Source organism: Nocardiopsis alborubida, from assembly GCF_012396365.1.
Classification (GTDB): domain Bacteria; phylum Actinomycetota; class Actinomycetes; order Streptosporangiales; family Streptosporangiaceae; genus Nocardiopsis; species Nocardiopsis alborubida.
This window is the reverse complement of the sequence record NZ_JAAXPG010000056.1, coordinates 1-15,350: the sequence shown is the minus strand read 5'-3', so window position 1 is coordinate 15,350 and position 15,350 is coordinate 1. Positions and strand designations below refer to the sequence as shown.

Annotated in this window: 14 protein-coding genes and 1 pseudogene; 8 read left to right on the top strand and 7 right to left on the bottom strand. The window is 72.8% G+C overall.

The features are described from left to right. Nucleotides 1-43: 43 nt before the first annotated feature. Entirely contained in the window at nt 44-1,888 is a 1,845-nt protein-coding gene (locus HGB44_RS31150) for a glycoside hydrolase family 2 protein (RefSeq protein WP_061083362.1), read from the bottom strand. Between the two features lie 189 nt (nt 1,889-2,077). On the opposite strand from HGB44_RS31150, the gene HGB44_RS31145 reads away from it, so the two are divergent. After that, nucleotides 2,078-3,130 carry a LacI family DNA-binding transcriptional regulator gene (locus tag HGB44_RS31145; RefSeq protein ID WP_082768631.1) on the top strand — a complete coding sequence of 351 codons (1,053 nt, stop codon included), beginning with the start codon at nt 2,078-2,080 and terminating at the stop codon, nt 3,128-3,130. A gap of 148 nt (nt 3,131-3,278) precedes the next feature. On the opposite strand, the gene HGB44_RS31140 is transcribed toward HGB44_RS31145, so the two are convergent. Beyond that, complete coding sequence (locus HGB44_RS31140; RefSeq protein ID WP_061083360.1) at nt 3,279-3,647, bottom strand: hypothetical protein; 369 nt, start codon at nt 3,645-3,647, stop codon at nt 3,279-3,281. 97 nt (nt 3,648-3,744) lie between these two features. Between HGB44_RS31140 and HGB44_RS31135 the strand changes: the two genes are divergently transcribed. After that, on the top strand, nt 3,745-4,521 hold the full coding sequence (locus tag HGB44_RS31135; protein ID WP_061083359.1) for a Scr1 family TA system antitoxin-like transcriptional regulator: 777 nt from the start codon (nt 3,745-3,747) through the stop codon (nt 4,519-4,521). Continuing rightward, entirely contained in the window at nt 4,521-4,691 is a 171-nt protein-coding gene (locus HGB44_RS31130) for a DUF397 domain-containing protein (RefSeq protein WP_210752419.1), read from the top strand. The genes HGB44_RS31135 and HGB44_RS31130 overlap by 1 nt, the downstream gene beginning before the upstream one ends. 42 nt (nt 4,692-4,733) lie before the next feature. Here the strand turns inward: HGB44_RS31130 and HGB44_RS31125 are convergent, their stop codons facing one another. After that, nucleotides 4,734-5,453 (bottom strand): polyamine aminopropyltransferase, encoded by a 720-nt coding sequence (locus HGB44_RS31125; RefSeq protein ID WP_061083357.1) that lies wholly within the window; start codon nt 5,451-5,453, stop codon nt 4,734-4,736. Nucleotides 5,454-5,589: 136 nt separating this feature from the next. After that, nucleotides 5,590-7,890: a phosphodiester glycosidase family protein gene (locus HGB44_RS31120; protein ID WP_061083356.1), complete on the bottom strand. Its 2,301-nt coding sequence runs from the start codon at nt 7,888-7,890 to the stop codon at nt 5,590-5,592. A gap of 450 nt (nt 7,891-8,340) precedes the next feature. Between HGB44_RS31120 and HGB44_RS31115 the strand changes: the two genes are divergently transcribed. From HGB44_RS31115 to HGB44_RS31095, 5 genes are all read left to right on the top strand, one after another. Then, nucleotides 8,341-9,132, top strand: a complete 792-nt coding sequence (locus HGB44_RS31115) for an SAM-dependent methyltransferase (protein ID WP_061083355.1) — start codon at nt 8,341-8,343, stop codon at nt 9,130-9,132. 474 nt (nt 9,133-9,606) lie between these two features. Further along, entirely contained in the window at nt 9,607-11,046 is a 1,440-nt protein-coding gene (locus HGB44_RS31110; protein WP_061083354.1) for a GntP family permease, read from the top strand. A 133-nt stretch (nt 11,047-11,179) separates the two neighbouring features. Then, the gene (locus HGB44_RS31105) at nt 11,180-12,355 is read left to right on the top strand and encodes a CaiB/BaiF CoA transferase family protein (protein WP_061083353.1); all 1,176 of its coding nucleotides are present in this window, start codon (nt 11,180-11,182) and stop codon (nt 12,353-12,355) included. After that, nucleotides 12,355-13,224, top strand: coding sequence for an HpcH/HpaI aldolase/citrate lyase family protein (locus HGB44_RS31100; RefSeq protein ID WP_061083352.1), 870 nt, complete (start codon nt 12,355-12,357; stop codon nt 13,222-13,224). Before HGB44_RS31105 ends, HGB44_RS31100 begins: the two co-directional genes overlap by 1 nt. 16 nt (nt 13,225-13,240) lie before the next feature. Further along, nucleotides 13,241-14,260, top strand: coding sequence for a LysR substrate-binding domain-containing protein (locus HGB44_RS31095; protein ID WP_061083351.1), 1,020 nt, complete (start codon nt 13,241-13,243; stop codon nt 14,258-14,260). Nucleotides 14,261-14,343: 83 nt separating this feature from the next. On the opposite strand, the gene HGB44_RS32310 is transcribed toward HGB44_RS31095, so the two are convergent. The 3 genes and pseudogenes from HGB44_RS32310 to HGB44_RS31085 form a co-directional block, all read right to left on the bottom strand. After that, on the bottom strand, nt 14,344-14,556 hold the full coding sequence (locus HGB44_RS32310; RefSeq protein WP_231972650.1) for a carboxymuconolactone decarboxylase family protein: 213 nt from the start codon (nt 14,554-14,556) through the stop codon (nt 14,344-14,346). Between the two features lie 2 nt (nt 14,557-14,558). Continuing rightward, on the bottom strand, nt 14,559-14,702 hold the full coding sequence (locus tag HGB44_RS32305) for a carboxymuconolactone decarboxylase family protein (protein ID WP_231972649.1): 144 nt from the start codon (nt 14,700-14,702) through the stop codon (nt 14,559-14,561). Nucleotides 14,703-14,890: 188 nt separating this feature from the next. Next, nucleotides 14,891-15,350, bottom strand: a pseudogene (locus HGB44_RS31085) (5,10-methylene tetrahydromethanopterin reductase); the annotation flags it as partial.

The window sequence follows — 15,350 nt, the reverse complement described above, 5'->3', positions numbered from 1 at the left end:
CGACGCTCTTCCGATCTGTCCCCGGGGCGTCCCGGGGACGCACTCACTCGGGCCGACGGTCGGCCTTCTCGTACGCGGCGGTCCTGCGCTGGGCGGCCGCGATGCGGGCGGTGTCGAGCTTGTCGCCGCGGTCGAACCGGTAGACGCCGTTGCGTTCCTGGAACACGTCGGTGAGCTGCGTGTAGCAGTAACCGAACATGTCCGGGTCCTCCAACAGCACACCCGTCAGACCCTCGAAGCGGGTGTGGAACTCCTCCGGGGTCCTCGGGTCGTCGCCGTACCCCCACGACTGCTCGCCGCCGTCGGTGCCGGGGTCCCAGCGGATCCCGCCGAACTCGCTGCAGAAGTAGGGTTGGCCGCGGTAGGGCACCGACCAGTCGCGGCCGTCCGCGCCGCGGTTGACGTAGGGGTCGTCCTCGGCCAGGCCGCTCATCTGCTCGCGGAACGCCTCGGGGTCCTGCTCGTAGCTGTGGGAGTCGTAGACGTCGGTCTCGGGGACCCGGTGGGCGTACCCGGAGGCGTCCACCACCGGGCGGGAGGGGTCGATCGCCTTGGTCGCGAGGAACATCGCCCGGGTCACGTCGTCCAGGGCGGTGAAGCGGTCGTGCAACCGCTGGAAGGTCTCGTTGAGCGGGCACCAGCCGATGACGCTGGGGTGGGAGTAGTCGCGTTCCACGGCCTCGGTCCACTGGGCCACGTAGGAGGCGTCCGGCCGCTGGTTGTCGTCGGCCGCGCCGCCGTCGGCCGCGCAGCCCCAGTCGCCGAACTCGCCCCAGACCAGGTAGCCGAGCCGGTCGGCGTGGTACAGGAAGCGCTCCTCGAAGACCTTCTGGTGCAGGCGGGCCCCGTTGAACCCGGCCCGCAGGCCCAGTTCGATGTCGCGCACCAGGGCGGCGTCGTCGGGCGCGGTCATCAGTCCGTCGGGGTAGTAGCCCTGGTCCAGGACCAGGCGCTGGAACACGCGTCGGCCGTTGATCAGGATCGCCTTGCCCTGGACCGAGACCGACCGCAGGCCCGCGTAGGATCCGGCCCGGTCCACCACGTCGCCCCGGGCGTCGAGCAGTTCCAGGCGCAGCGTGTACAGGTGCGGGTCCTCCGGGGACCACGCGCGGAGCCGCTCCGGCGGCACCGCCAGGGTCAGCCGGGGCGCGGTGTCCAGGTCGGCGCGGGCCTCGGCCGCGGCGACCCCGCCGTCCCCGTCCTCCAGGACGGCGCGCACCCGCAGCCCCTCGCCGCTGCCGGACAGCGGCAGCAGCAGGTGGAAGGCCCCGTTGGCCAGGTCCGGGGTGATGCGGGGGCGCCGCAGGTGCACCTCGGGGACCGGTTCCATCCACACGGTCTGCCAGATCCCGGTGGTGCGCGTGTAGTGGCATCCGGAGTTGGCGTACCAGGTGGCCTGTTTGCCGCGGGCCTGGAAGCGGTGTCGGCTGTCGCGGGCGCGCACGACCACCACGGCCTCCTCGCCGGGGCCCGCGACCCCGGCCAGGTCGGCGGTGAAGGGGGTGAACCCGCCGCGGTGGCGGGCGACCTCCACGCCGTTGACCCACACGGTGGTGTCGTGGTCGACGGCCTGGAAGTGCAGCAGGACGCGCCGTCCCGCCCAGGCGTCGGGGACGCGGACGGTGCGCCGGTACCAGACCGCCTCCATGAAGTCGGTGTCGCCCACGCCGGACAGCTCCGACTCCGGGCAGAAGGGGACGGTGATGGTGCCGGAGAGCTCGGCGTCGCGCAGGCCCCGTTCGAGTCCGCTGTCGCCGCGGTCGGCCTCGAAGCCCCACGCGCCGTTCAGGCACAGCCAGTCGGGGCGGGTGAACTGCGGGCGCGGGTACTCGGGGCGGGGCGGAGCGGTGGGTCCGTCCCCGCGCTGCGACTGGTGGTGCGTCGGCACGGAGGTCTTCTCCTTCTCACGGCGGCGTCATGTGACTGGCGTCACGGCAAATGTCAGCACATTTTTACATCGATGTAAATACCTCGATGCGAAGGTCAGGGGGGTCCGGGCGCCGGGCGGGGGAGGCCGGGTCCGACCGCGGGGGCGGCGGCGGGGCGCGGGCTAGGATGGCGCTGATCGGGGGTGGACGTGGGCACGAGGCCGCGTATCAAGGACGTCGCGCGTCAGGCCGGGGTCTCGGAGAAAACGGTTTCCAACGTTATTAACGACCATCCGCACGTTCGGCCCGCCACGCGCGCCGCCGTGGAGGCGGCCATCGCCGCGCTGGGCTACCGGGTCAACCTGGCCGGACGCCACCTGCGCCGCGGTGAGACCGGCGTGATCGCGCTGGTCGTGCCCGAACTCGACCTCGGCTACTTCGCCGAGCTCGCCGACCTGGTCATCCGCGAGGCCGAACGCCTCTCGCGCACCGTCCTCGTCCACCAGAGCGAGGCCCGCCGCGACCGCGAGGAGTCCGCCCTGGAGGGGTTCGGCGCCGACTTCGTCGACGGCGTCATCCTCAGCCCGCTCGCCATGGACGACGCCGCCCTGCGCACGCACCCCTCCCGGCTGCCGGTGGTGCTCCTGGGCGAGCTGCCCCGCACGGTCCGGCACGGCCACGTGGCGATCGACAACGTGGCCGCCGCGCGGGAGGCGACCGAGCACCTGCTCGACGGCGGGCGCACCCGGATCGCGGTGGTGGGCGGCCGGCCGCCGGGCCCCTCCGGCACGGCCGAGCTGCGCACCCGCGGTTACCGCGAGGCCCTGGAGGCGCGGGGGAGGGGCTACGACCCCGCGCTGGTGAGACCGGCCGCGCACTTCCACTGGGAGGACGGGGCGGAGCTGGCCGCCGGACTCGTCGCCGGGTCCGGGCCGCCCGACGCGCTGCTGTGCATGAACGACCTGCTGGCGCTGGGGGCGATGCGCGCGCTGCACGACGCCGGGGTGCGGGTCCCCCGGGACGTGGCGGTGGTCGGGTTCGACGACATCGCCCCGGGGCGCTACTCCGTGCCGAGCCTGACCACCGTCGCCCCGGACAAGCCCAGTCTGGCCCGCGAGGCGGTGCGGCTGCTGCTGGAGGAGGTGGAGGCCCGGCGGGGCGCCCCGGACGCGGAGCCCCGGAGGGAGGACGACCGGCCCTCGGCCAAGGTCGTCGTCGGCCACACCCTGCTGGTCCGGGAGAGCAGTGCCAGCGTGCTCTGAGGCCCGCCCTCCTCGGAGAGACCGGGGCCACCAGACGCGCAAGCCGCTTTACGGAAATGCATGGAAATAGTCTGATTTTCTCTTCGTGCTTGCGTAGGTGAATGAGAATGGACCCCACAGCATGGCGGTGGTGGTGCCCGTTGTCGTGTCACTCTTCCTGTTCGCGCGCACGCCTCCACTCGCTTCGGCGGGGGAGCGGTGGTGCTATCTGTTTGGCGGTTTTGTTCCATTCGGGCAGTTCGGGTGGGGTCGAGGTTCCCGCGCGGGTGCGGATGAGGTCGTCCACGACCAGCCCGGCGAAGACGCGGGGGTGGGTCCTGTAGTCGCCCTTGCCGTCCAACCACCGGTAGAGGCCGTGTTCGGTGACGGTGACCTGCGCGTACCCGAGATAGGGGCAGCAGGTCAGGGTGGGTACCGGGTTCAGGCTGAACCAGTGGGGCTTGTCGCTGATCTGCGAGGGCAGCCCGCGTGCGGTGAGTTCTTCCTGGAGGTGCTGTAGCTGTTCGATCGCATCCATACACCAACGGTGCGACTGAACAGTGGTTTTGCACAGCTACCAATATCTGCCTGTATGGACATGGTCCAGGGTGCAGATTCCTGGATAGCTTTAAGGTGTGGCTGAGAACGAATTCACATCTCTGTTTGCCAAGCTTCGTGAACTGTCCGGTTTGAGGCAGGAGGAGCTTGCCGAACGTGTGGGGTCCTCCGCTGCCTCGGTGTCCCGGTGGGAGACCGGCGTCATCACTCCCAAACGGGCGAAGGTCGAACAGCTCGACAAGGCGCTCAAGGCCGAAGGGCGCTTGGTGCGCACGTGGGAACCGGTGGCCACCGGTTCGCAGATTCCGCCTTGGATGCGTTCCAAGGGCGCCCTGGAGGAGAAGGCGGTGGAGATCGACACGGTGACGGTCTCCAACCTCGTGCCCGGCCTCCTCCAGTCCCTGCCCTACGCGCGCATGGTGTTCCGCGCAGGACATCCCAGCGCGTCCAACGACGATGTGGAGCGCTTCGCCCAGCTTCGTGTCTCGCGCTACGAGGTGCTCAAACGAAGGAATGACCCGTTCGTCACCGCCGTCTTCCCCATCTCCGCGCTGACCTGCCTGCCCGACAGCGTACGCACCGACCAGACCAAGACGATCCTGCGGCACATCGAACGGGAGCGGATGGCGGTCCATCTGATTCCTGAGGGCAATCCGATGCTGCTGATCGCCGCCTCTGTCCAGGTCTACCGGCTGGCGGATGGCGCTGCCGTGGCGGCCTCCGACTACGCCCGGGGCAACCTCCTGATGGACGAGCCGGAGGACACCGCGGCGGTAGTGTCTGTCGTGAGGAACCTGATCGGACTGTGCTCCCCCTTGGGGGAAACCTCCGCCCTGCTAGGAAGGCTGCTGTGATGTGGCACAAGTCGAGTTACAGCAATGACGCCGCTCACTGCGTCGAGGTCAGTGAAGGGCCGACCATCCTGGTACGCGACACCCAGAACCAGGAAGCGGCCACCCTGGCCTTTCCCGCCGCCGAGTGGGCCGCTCTGCTCCGTTGTGAAGGTCCTGCCTCCTCGCGCTGACACCCCGCTCAACCGGTTCCCCGTTCGGGGGAGCGGGGGCGCTCACGACATCGCGACGTAGACCGTGTTGGACGCGTCGTGGTCCTGCTGGGGGTTGGGGAAGTCCACGACCTCCGCGCGCGCCGTGGCGAAGACCTCCGCCAGCAGGCCGGTGAACTCCTCGTCCGGCGCGTCGTTGGACCACAGGGCGAAGACGCCGCCCGGCGCGAGCAGGCGCTCGCGCAGGTGGCGCAGGCCCTCGGCCGTGTACAGACCCGCGTGACTCGGGTGGAGCAGGTGGCGCGGTGAGTGGTCGATGTCGACGATCACGGCGTGGAACGGCTCCGAGCCCAGCTGCGGGGCGGGCCCCGAACCGGCGCCGACCGCGGCGAAGAAGTCCCCGTGCTCCAGGCGGCACCGGGGGTCGCGGACCAGCGACGCACCCGAGGGGATCAGTCCCTCGCGGTGCCAGTCGATGACCTCGCCGAGGGCCTCCACCACGACGAGGGAGCCCACGCGCGGGTCCTCCAGCACCGTGTGCGCCGTGTAGCCCAGGCCCAGTCCTCCCACGGCGACGCGCAGGCCGTTCACCGCGTCCAGTTCGGCCAGGGCCAGCCGGGCCAGTTCGACCTCGGCCGCGGTGAACAGGCTCGACATCAGGAAGTCGTCGTCGAGTTTGATCTCGTAGACCTCCCTGCGGAAGAGGGGGTCGTGCCGACGCCGGAGGCTGAGCTCTCCCATCGGGGTCGCCCGCCAGCCCAGCTCCTGAAAACGGGCGCTCATCTGTTTCTCCTGCTCGTCGTGGTCCTCGGGTCCCCTTCGTACCACGCGCTGACGGGACGCGGGACCGTGTCCGGGGCCGGGCGGCGAAAGCCCGGCCCCGGCGGGGTCCGTACCGGAGCCGGTCCCTCCCTGCGGGTCAGGGCCCCGTCGCGGCCTCGGCGGTGAGGCCGTCGAGCACCACCTCACCGGCGTAGGCGCGGCTCGGGTCCTCCTCCAACAGGTACACATGCGAGACCGTGACCGGGTGTCCGGCGTCGTCGGGCACCTCCAGGCGCACGTCGCGCCAGCCCTCCCAGTCCACGGCGGGGCCCTCCAGGGAGTGGCCGACACCGTGCTCGTCGGTGAGGCTGACCATGAGGCGGGCGCCGCCGCCGTCGCCGCGCACGCCCACGGTGAACGCGAAGGCCTGGCGGTCCAGGGTCAGCGGCTCGGGCGGGTGGGCGGCGGCGGTCCGGGTGCGGATGTCGCGGGTGAAGTCGTAGGCCAGCGCCAGGCCGGGGCCGTCGCGTCCGGCCGCGGGGCGCACCTCGGCCTCGCCGCGTGCGGACCGCGCCGTCCACTCCCGCGCGTCCCCGAAGTCCGCCAGGGGAGTCGTCCGCGTACCGATGGAGAACGGGATCCGCGTGCTCACCCCGCCCGCGCTCACGGTGAGGACGCCCGACCCCTCTCCGGCCTCCGGCCCCTCCCCGGCGCGCGGCCGCACCTCGAAGCCGCCGTCGCCCCGGTCCACGACCTCGACCAGGTCGGGGACGGCCTCGATCCGTGCGTCGACCGGTTCGACGGGTGCCCGCTCGCCGTCCCCGGTGACCCCGGTGAGCACGAAGGAGGCGGTGTCCTCGGAGGAGGCCATGCCCAGGTGCTGGGGCGCGGCCAGGAGCGTGTCCGGGGCGGGCAGCACCTCCAGGCCGACGGTGCCGCGGAGCGGACCCGCCCGGCCCGTGACGGTCACCGGACCGGGGTCTCCCGCGACGAACCGGGGGCCGTCACCGTGCCCGGAGGGCGCGGACAGCTCCAGCTCACCGGTGCGGTCGTCGGGGGTGTGGGGCGCCCCGGGGCCGGACGGCCCGAAGGCCTCGTCGTGCCCGGTGGCGGCGAGGGTGCGGTGCATACCGGTGAACACGCGGCGGGGGTCGGCCTGGGGCGGCACGGGGGAGCCGTGTCCGGGCCGGGGTTCCAGCGCGGGCCGCAGCCACAGGCCCGAGGGCTCGGCCGAACCCTCGGGCGCCGTGATCACCAGGCCGTCGGGGACCTCCCGGAGCTGGTCCCCGGCGCGGTTGCGCAGCACCGGACCTGCACCGCCGGGTTCGCGCACGAGCAGGGTCGAGGATCCGCCGCCGTCCAGCTCCAGCGCCTGGTCGGCCCCGGACGCGGCGAGCAGTGCGGCGACCTCCGCGAGCGTGGAGCCGGAGTGGCCGCGGTTGCGCCCGTCCGCGGTCACCACGTGCATGGTCTCGCCGTCCTCGGAGAACCCGATCGCGGTACGCGGCGCGCGGGAGTCGTCCTCGACGGGAACGGGTTCGCCGTCGCGCACCAGCACGTGCCGTCCGCCCACGACGGTGCGGGGCTCGGTGCCCTCGGCGGTGAGGGCGTGCTCCAGCTCGACCGGGTCGCCCTCGGACAGCTCGGCGATCCGCTCCGCGGCGGAGCCGCGCGCCACCAGGACCTGCTCGTCCTCCTCGATCGGGCCGCTGCCGGGGGTGTCGCTGACCCGCTCGACGGCGCCCTCGGAGATCACGGCCTCGGCGACGGCCCTGTCCCCGGGGTCGGTCCCGGCGCCGGTCCCGGGCTCGTACACGACGTGTGCGCGGGGGTGCCCGCCCCAGTCCGACGTGTACAGGCCGAGACCGTTCGCGGGGACGGTGGAGGTGTTGAGGGCGTCGAGGTCCAGGTCCCCCGACGGCAGGGACACGGTTCCGTCGAAGGCCACCCGGCGCACGCCGCCCCTGCCGTCGGCGTCGATGACCACGGCGTTGGTGAACCCCGGGTCCGGCGAGGTGAGCAGACGTCCGTCACCCATCCCGGCGCCCAGGGGGGCCTGGGTCGCGCCGATGTCGAAGTAGCCGCCGTTGACCGCGGCGACCACGGTGGACCCCTCCGGGGGCTCGGCGGCGGCCGCCATGTCCGCGACCGTCGCCGGAGAGGTGAGGCCGCCCCCGTCGACGTACTCGATCCCGATCTCCTCGGTGAGGTCGACGGTGAGGAGGCTGGCGAACTGCTCACCGCCGCCCCCGGAACCGGGGACGGGGCCGGACACGAGGCCCACCCCGGTGGCGATCCGCTCCTCCACGCCACCGGCGATCCCGCCCACCGGCGCGGTGACGTCGGCTGTCACCTGGGAGGACGGTGCGGCCAGGATCATGGGCGCGACCAGCACGGCGACCACGGGGACGGCCGCCGGGCGGACAGGCCACGAGGACCTCGGACGGGACAGGTTCACGGGGGCACCCTTTCGCGTGAGGACTCGTCGGTGGGGCGGGTGACGCACCCGGGGTCCGGGCCGTGCACATCCTCCACGACGGGTGCTCTTTCCAACGGCGGTACACACCGGAGGGTGAGGACATGAACACGGGGAGAAGGACCGCGGACTCCTCTCCCCGTGTCTGGGGGGCGGTCCCCACGGCTGGGGAGCACCACCGTGGAGACGACGGAAGCGGGTCCCCGGAGGAACCCGCTTCGGAGGCGCTCTCCCGCATGCCTCCCCCGCGGGGGAGGCCCCGGAAACGACTGGCCGGAGCGCGCGCTCCGGCGCGGAGCGCGGCACTACAATCGCCACCGGTGCCGCACCGCGACCGCGGAACCCCCCTGTTTCCCGCGTTTTCGGTCTCTCAGGACGAAGCACCTGAGGGTCGTGACCCCTTCCCCACCCCCCACCTGGAGCATGGTTCCCATGGCTACCCCACCCCCCATCGACACCTCCGTCCCCCACTCCGCCCGAGTGTGGAACTACTGGCTGGGCGGCAAGGACAACTACCCCGCCGACAAGGCCCTGGGCGACCTCATCCTCAAGGACTTCCCGGAGATGGTCGACGTGGCGCGCGCCCAGCGCACCTTCCTGCTGCGCGCGGTCACCCACCTGGCCGGCGAGGCCGGCATCGACCAGTTCCTGGACCTGGGCACGGGGCTGCCCACGCACAACAACACCCACGAGATCGCCCAGTCCGTGAACCCGTCCGCGCGCGTGGTCTACGTGGACAACGACCCGCTGGTCCTCGCGCACGCCCGCGCCCTGCTCACCGGCACCGCACAGGGCGCCACCGACTACGTCGACGCCGACGTGCACGACCCCGACGTCGTGTTGGAGGCGGCGTCCCGGACCTTGGACCTGACCCGTCCGGTGGGGCTGACGATGCTGGGCATCCTGGGCCACCACACGCACGAGATGGCGATGTCCCTGGTGCGCTCCTACATGGAACGGCTGCCCTCGGGCAGCTTCCTGGCGATCGCCGACAGCACCGACACCAGCGAGGGCATGCGGCGGGCGGCGCAGGCGTGGAACGCCGACGCGCCCCTGCCCTACATCCTGCGCTCACCGGAGCAGATCGGCGAGTACTTCGCAGGGCTGGACCTGGTCGAGCCCGGTGTGGTGCCCGCCCTGGAGTGGCGCAGTTCCCAGATCGAGGTCGGGGGCCGGCTGCCCACCGCCGCCGACGAGTACTGCGGGATGGCCCGCAAGGCCTGAACGTCCCCGGAGCCGGTCTCCCACCCGAGCCGTCGGGCCCCGCACACCGCTGCGCGGGCCGGGCGGCTCTTCCTGTCGCGGCGGGGCTCCGACGCAGCCCGCGGTCCCGGGCCGTCGCGCCGGTATAAGCACTGCTTATGCGCCCCATGGAAACGGGCCCCTACCAGGCAGGCCCGCCTTCGTGTTGCATGGGCGGGTCTGTGTCGCGGACCACAGGGCGATAGGCCCACCTGCCGTCGCGCGGCGCGGCGCCGCCTTCGGCGTTCCGCCGGAGAACGCGTTCGCGCTGTGGCCTGGAGCACGCCGGAGCGGACCCGCTCGCGCCGTTCCACCGCGGCTGTGCGAGGGTTCCCGCCGAGGTGTTCCCGCTTCCGCGCGGCTTCGGGCGGCAGGGAGGCCGGACCAGCCGCGGTCCGCCGCAGTGACCGGGAGCCTGACACCGCCCCCAATCAGGTCTGAACGGAAAAGAGCTCAATGACTGACACCTTGGTCGTGGCGCACACGACGATAGCGATCATCGGCGTGGTGCTGCTGATCCTGGCCGCCCGCGTCGAGCCGGTGATCGCACTCGTGATCGGGTCGATCTACCTGGGACTCGCGGCCGGGCTGGGATTCGAGACGACCATCTCGACCATCGCCCAGGGCTTCGGCGACATCATGGCCGAAGTCGGGCTGCTCATCGGATTCGGCGTCCTGTTGGGGTCGCTGCTGCTCCGCATGGGCGCCCTCCAGAAACTGGTGGAGCTGCTGCTGCGGCTGCTCGGCCCCAGACGGCTCCCCTACGCGCTCGCCGCCGTGCTGAGCACGATCTTCCCGTCCATCTACGTGGACGTGCAGCTCGTGCTCGCCGCCCCGCTGGCCCGCTCCGCCGCTCCCAGCCTGGGCCGCAACGGCGTCGGCATGATGGGCGGCGCGCTCAGCACCGGCATCCTCGTCGGCTACGTGTTCGTGATCCCCGGTCTGGGAACCGTGTCGATCGCCGGCCTGCTGGGCGTCCCGCTCGGCACGATGCTGCTCTACGGCTTCGGGGTCGGGCTGTCCACGGCCGTGCTCACCGTGTTCCTCTACGGCGTCCTGCTGAGGTTCGGGTTCTGGAACCCCGAAAAGGACGAGATCGCCCCGGTGGCGGTCGAGGACCGGGAGCCCGCCGGTGCCGTGCGGCCCGCGGGCGCCGCGCCCAGCGGCGGCAGCGGCGGCAGCGGAGCCGGCGGCGACGGGGACGGCGGCGTGACGAAGGCCGACGAGGCGGCGCCGCGGACCCCGCCGCTCCACGTCTCCCTGCTGCCCATCCTCATCCCGCTGGTCATGATCGCCGCCGGCGCGATCGCCGAGGCCGCCGGCGTGACGTCTCCCGTGATCGCGTTCTTCGGCGACCCGGTGCTGGCGCTCTTCGTCGGCCTGGTCGGCGCCTACCTGTTGTCCCGGGTCGTGCAGGGCACGGCGCGGACCAACGACGCACTGGGCGAGGGACTCAACACGACCGGGCAGATCCTGCTGGTCACCGGAGTCGGCGGTTCGCTGGGCGCGGTGATCGGGGAGACGGCGCTCGAAGGGGTCCTGGGCGGCCTGTTCTCGGCCGAGGCGGGCACACCGGCGCTCGTGGCGGTGCTGCTGGCCTGGCTGGTGGCGGCCGTGCTGCACCTGGCCATCGGCTCGATCTCCGTCGCCGCCATCGCGGCCGCGGGCATCCTCGCCCCGATCATGGGCAGCCTGGACCTGCCGCCCGCGGTACTGGGACTGGCCATCGGCGCGGGCGCCCTGTTCGCGCTCCAGGTGAACAGCAACTTCTTCTGGATGTTCCAGTCGCTGCTCGGCGTGACCACCCGGGGCACGCTCAAGGCGCTGACCTTCGTGACCGCACTGGCCTCCGTGGTCTCGCTGGTCATCGTCGTGGGCATCAGCCTCGTCGTCTAGCCGCGGCACCGCCGCGAGCCGCGGCCACCGCCCCTCCGGGCCGGTCCGCACGCGGCGGCCCGGAGGGGAGCGGCTCCCGGCACCCCCCGCACCGCGGCGCGCCCGACCGTTCAACACACGCAGGAGAGAAACCATGCAGCCGCTTCGCGGTGTAACCGTCGTGTCCCTGGAGCAGGCCATCGCCGCTCCCTACGCCAGCCGCCATCTGGCCGACATGGGCGCCCGCGTCATCAAGGTCGAGCGCCCCGGCACGGGCGACTTCGCCCGCGGCTACGACTCACGCGTCAACGGCATGAGCTCGCATTTCGTGTGGGTCAACCGCAACAAGGAGTCCCTGACACTGGACATCAAGGACCCGCGCGGCCTGGCGGTGCTGCGCCGATTGTTGGCCCGCGCCGACGTCTTCCTCCAGAACCTGGCGCCGGGGGCCGCGGCCCGTGCCGGGCTGGGCGCCGCCGAACTGCAGGCGCGGCACCCCGAGCTCATCGTCTGCGACATCTCCGGCTACGGCTCGCCCGGCCCCTACGAGACGATGAAGGCCTACGACCTGATGGTGCAGAGCGAGTCGGGGCTGCTGTCGGTGACGGGCAGCGGGGAGGAGATGGCGAAGGTCGGCATCTCGGTCTCCGACATCGCCGCGGGCATGTACGCCTACAGTTCGGTCCTGGGTGCGCTGCTCCAGCGCGCACGCACCGGGAAGGGCGCCCACCTGGACGTGTCGATGCTGGAGGCCACCACCGAGTGGATGGGCTTCCCGCTCTACTACGCCTACGACGGCCAGGAGCCGCCGGCGCGCGCCGGCGCGGCGCACGCCACGATCTACCCCTACGGCCCCTTCGCCGCGCGCGACGAGCAGGTGGTCCTGATGGCGATCCAGAACGAGCGCGAGTGGCGCGCGTTCTGCGAGCGCTTCCTGGAACGCCCCGCCCTCGCCGAGGACCCCGCCTACGCCACCAACGCCGCCCGCAGCGCCAACCGCGACACGCTCAAAGCCGTCATCGCCGGGCGCTTCGCCGAACTGGACGGCGACGAGGCCACCTCCCTGCTCGCCGCCATCCCGGTCGCCCACGCCCGGGTGAACAGCCTCGCCGAGGTGTGGCGCCACCCGCAGCTCGCCGCGCGGGGGCGCTGGCACGAGGTGGACACGCCGACGGGGCGGGTCCCGGCGCTGGCGCCGCCCGGCCCGCGCGACCCGGCCCCCCGCATGGACCCGGTCCCCGGCCTCGGTGAGCACACCGACGCCATCCTCGGCGAACTGGGGATGACGGCCGAGGAGACCGCCGAGCTGCGGTCGGACGGGGTGCTCTGATGGCGCCGCAGACGAGCGCCGCGCGCGCGGACGCACTCGCGACGGCCGTCACCTGGCTGTTCGTGCCCGCGTCCCGCCCCGACCGGTTCGCCAAGGCGGTACGCAGCGGTGCCGACGCCGTCATCATCGACCTGGAGGACGCCGTCCCGGCCGACGGGAAGGACGCCGCACGCGACGCGCTGCGGGACGGGTGGCCGAGCGTCGCCGACTCCCGCTCCTCCCTCGGCGGTGGCGCCCCCGCCGTGGCCGTGCGCGTCAACGCGCGCACCACAGCGGAGTTCGCCGCCGACGCGCGGCTCTGCCGCGAGCTGGCCCCGGACGCCGTCGTCCTGCCCAAGGCCGAGTCCGGCGAGGACGTGCGCGCCGCGGCCGAGGCGAGCCGGGCGCTGGTACTGCCGCTGATCGAGTCCGCCCGCGGGCTGGTGGAGCTCTCCCGCATCGCGAGCCACCCCGAGACGGTCCGGCTGCTGTTCGGCGGTATCGACCTGGCCCTGGACCTGGGCACCGCCGACGACGCCGCGCTCGACCCGTCGCGGAGCGACCTGGTGCGCTGGTCGGCGGCGTGCTCACTGCCGCCGCCGGTCGACGGCGTCACCACGGACGTGCGCGACGGCGCGGCCGCGGCGCGCGACGCCGCCCGCGCCCGCCGCTGGGGGTTCGGCGGCAAGCTGTGCGTGCACCCCGCCCAGGTCGCGCCCGTGGACAGCGCCTTCGCCCCCGACGCCGCCGAGCTGGAATGGGCGCGCGGGGTACTCGCCGCGGGAGGCGAGGGCGCAGCGCAGCGCGGTGGTGAGATGATCGATCGACCGGTCGTGGAACGCGCCCGCCGACTGCTGCGGCGCGCCGAGGGGAGGGACCGGACCGTGTAGGCCGAGGGGACAGCCAGTGGACATCGCCCAGTTGCGGGACTTCATCGCGGTGATCGACAGCGGGAGCTTCACCCGTGCCGCCTCGCAGCTGTTCGTCTCGCAGCCGGCGGTCAGCCAGCGGATGAGGCAGCTGGAGAGCGAACTGGGCGTGCGGCTCGTGCAGCGCGGCCCCCGCGGGGTGGTGCCCACACCGGCGGGGCGGACCCTCTACCGGGACGCCCAGCAGCTCATCCGCCGGTTCGACCAGATCGCCGAGGACGTGGTCAAGGAGCCCGGCGTCATCCGCGGAACGGTGGCCGTCGGACTGCCCACCGCGGTCGCCGTCCACCTCGCTCCGGCGCTGTTCTCCTGGACGCGGCGGCACTACCCCGGTGTCCACCTGCGGCTGTTCGAGTCGGTGAGCGGATACATCCAGGAGCTGCTCACGGTCGGGCGGATGGACCTCGCCGTCCTCTACCGCGACGACGCGGAGCCCCGCCCGGCCGAGACGCCGCTGTACTCCGAGGAGCTGTACCTGGTCGGGCGCTCGGACGCGGAGGAGCAGCCCCGGAGCGCCCGGGCCGCCGGGTCCCCGGGGAGCGGCGCGGCCGCCGCCGGCACCGCGGCGGGCGGGGACGTCAGGCTGGCGGACATGCTCCGGGTGCCGCTGGTCGCCCCCGGACCGCGCAGCAACCTGCGCGTGCTCATCGACCGCGTCTTCACCGAACGCGGCACGGCGCCGACGATCGCCGCCGACGTGGAGTCCCTGGGCACGATGGTGCGCATCGCCGAGAGCGGCGAGGCCTGCGCCCTGCTCCCCCTGTCCAGCGTCGAGGCGCTGCGGAGCACTCCCGACCTCATGGTGCGCCGGGTCGTCGACCCCGTGATCGAACGCCACATCGCCGTGTGCGCCGCTTCGGACTACTACGAGCCGCGGGACGCCGTGTCCGTTGTCCGGCACGGCATCGTGCAGGTGACGACCCGGCTCGCAGAGAAGGGGGCCTGGCCGGGGATCCATCCGGCGGCCCGGACCGAACCGCGCACCGGTGGGTCCTGACCGGGGCCCCACGGCACCCCGCGCCGGTGAGGTCCGGCGGCGGCGTCCGCCGCTGCCGGACCCCGTGTCCGGCGAGGGCCGTCCTACCCGCCGCCCGTGGGTCGAGGACGGGGTTTCGGAGCGGGCTCGTGCCGCGCGGCCGCGGCACCGCGCACCGGGTGGCCGCTGGCGATCGAGACGCGGTTGAACGCGTTGATGAGCGTGGCCGTCCACTCCACCGCGGAGATCTGGGCGGTGGTCAGGTGGGCCGCCGCACGAGCGTTGACGGCCTGCCGGTCGATGGTCGGATCGATCACCGTCAAGGACTCGCCAGTTCGAGCGCGGCCCTTTGCCCGTCGGTGAACGAGGCGACCTCGCGCCAGGCCGACAGCACGTCCAGAGTGCTCTGGCTGACTCCGGCCTTGCGCGCCTTTTTCGTCCAGCGCGATGTGGACGGCTGCACCGGTCCTGTCGGTCTGGGGCTCACTCAGGGGAGGCCTTTCTGGTGGGGAGGGTGTTCGGGCCGGTCGGCGGCGGGCCCGGCGGCGCCCCGGCCCGGGCGGGGTGAACGCGGGTCGGGCCGCCCGACCGCGGGTACGGACGCGACGGTGACGGGCTCTCGCCGCGACCAGAGCGGGGACCCGCCGCGCCTCAGCCCGTCGCCGCCGCGGAGGCGTTCACGGCGTCGCGGGCGGCGAGCAGTGAGGCGTGGGTGGGCGCGTCGGGCACGTGCGCGGGCCGTCCTGCGGCGAACTCCTTGCGCAGCACCGGCACGACCTCCTCGCCGAGGATGTCGAGCTGCTCCAGCACGGTCTTCAGGGGCGTTCCGACGCCGTCGACGTTGAACAGCTGGCGCTGGTAGTGGCCGAAGGAGTCGCGGAAGGCGAGGGTCTTGTCGATGACCTCCTGCGGGCTGCCGACGCTTAGCGGAGTCTGGTCCATGTACTCCTCCAGTGACGGCCCGCCGCCCATCAGGGGGTGGTGGTCGAAGTAGGGGCGGAACTCCTTCACCGCGTCCTGGGAGTTCTTGCGCATGAACACCTGCCCGCCCAGGCCGACGATGGCCTGGTCGGCCTTGCCGTGGCCGTAGTGCTCGAAGCGGCGGCGGTAG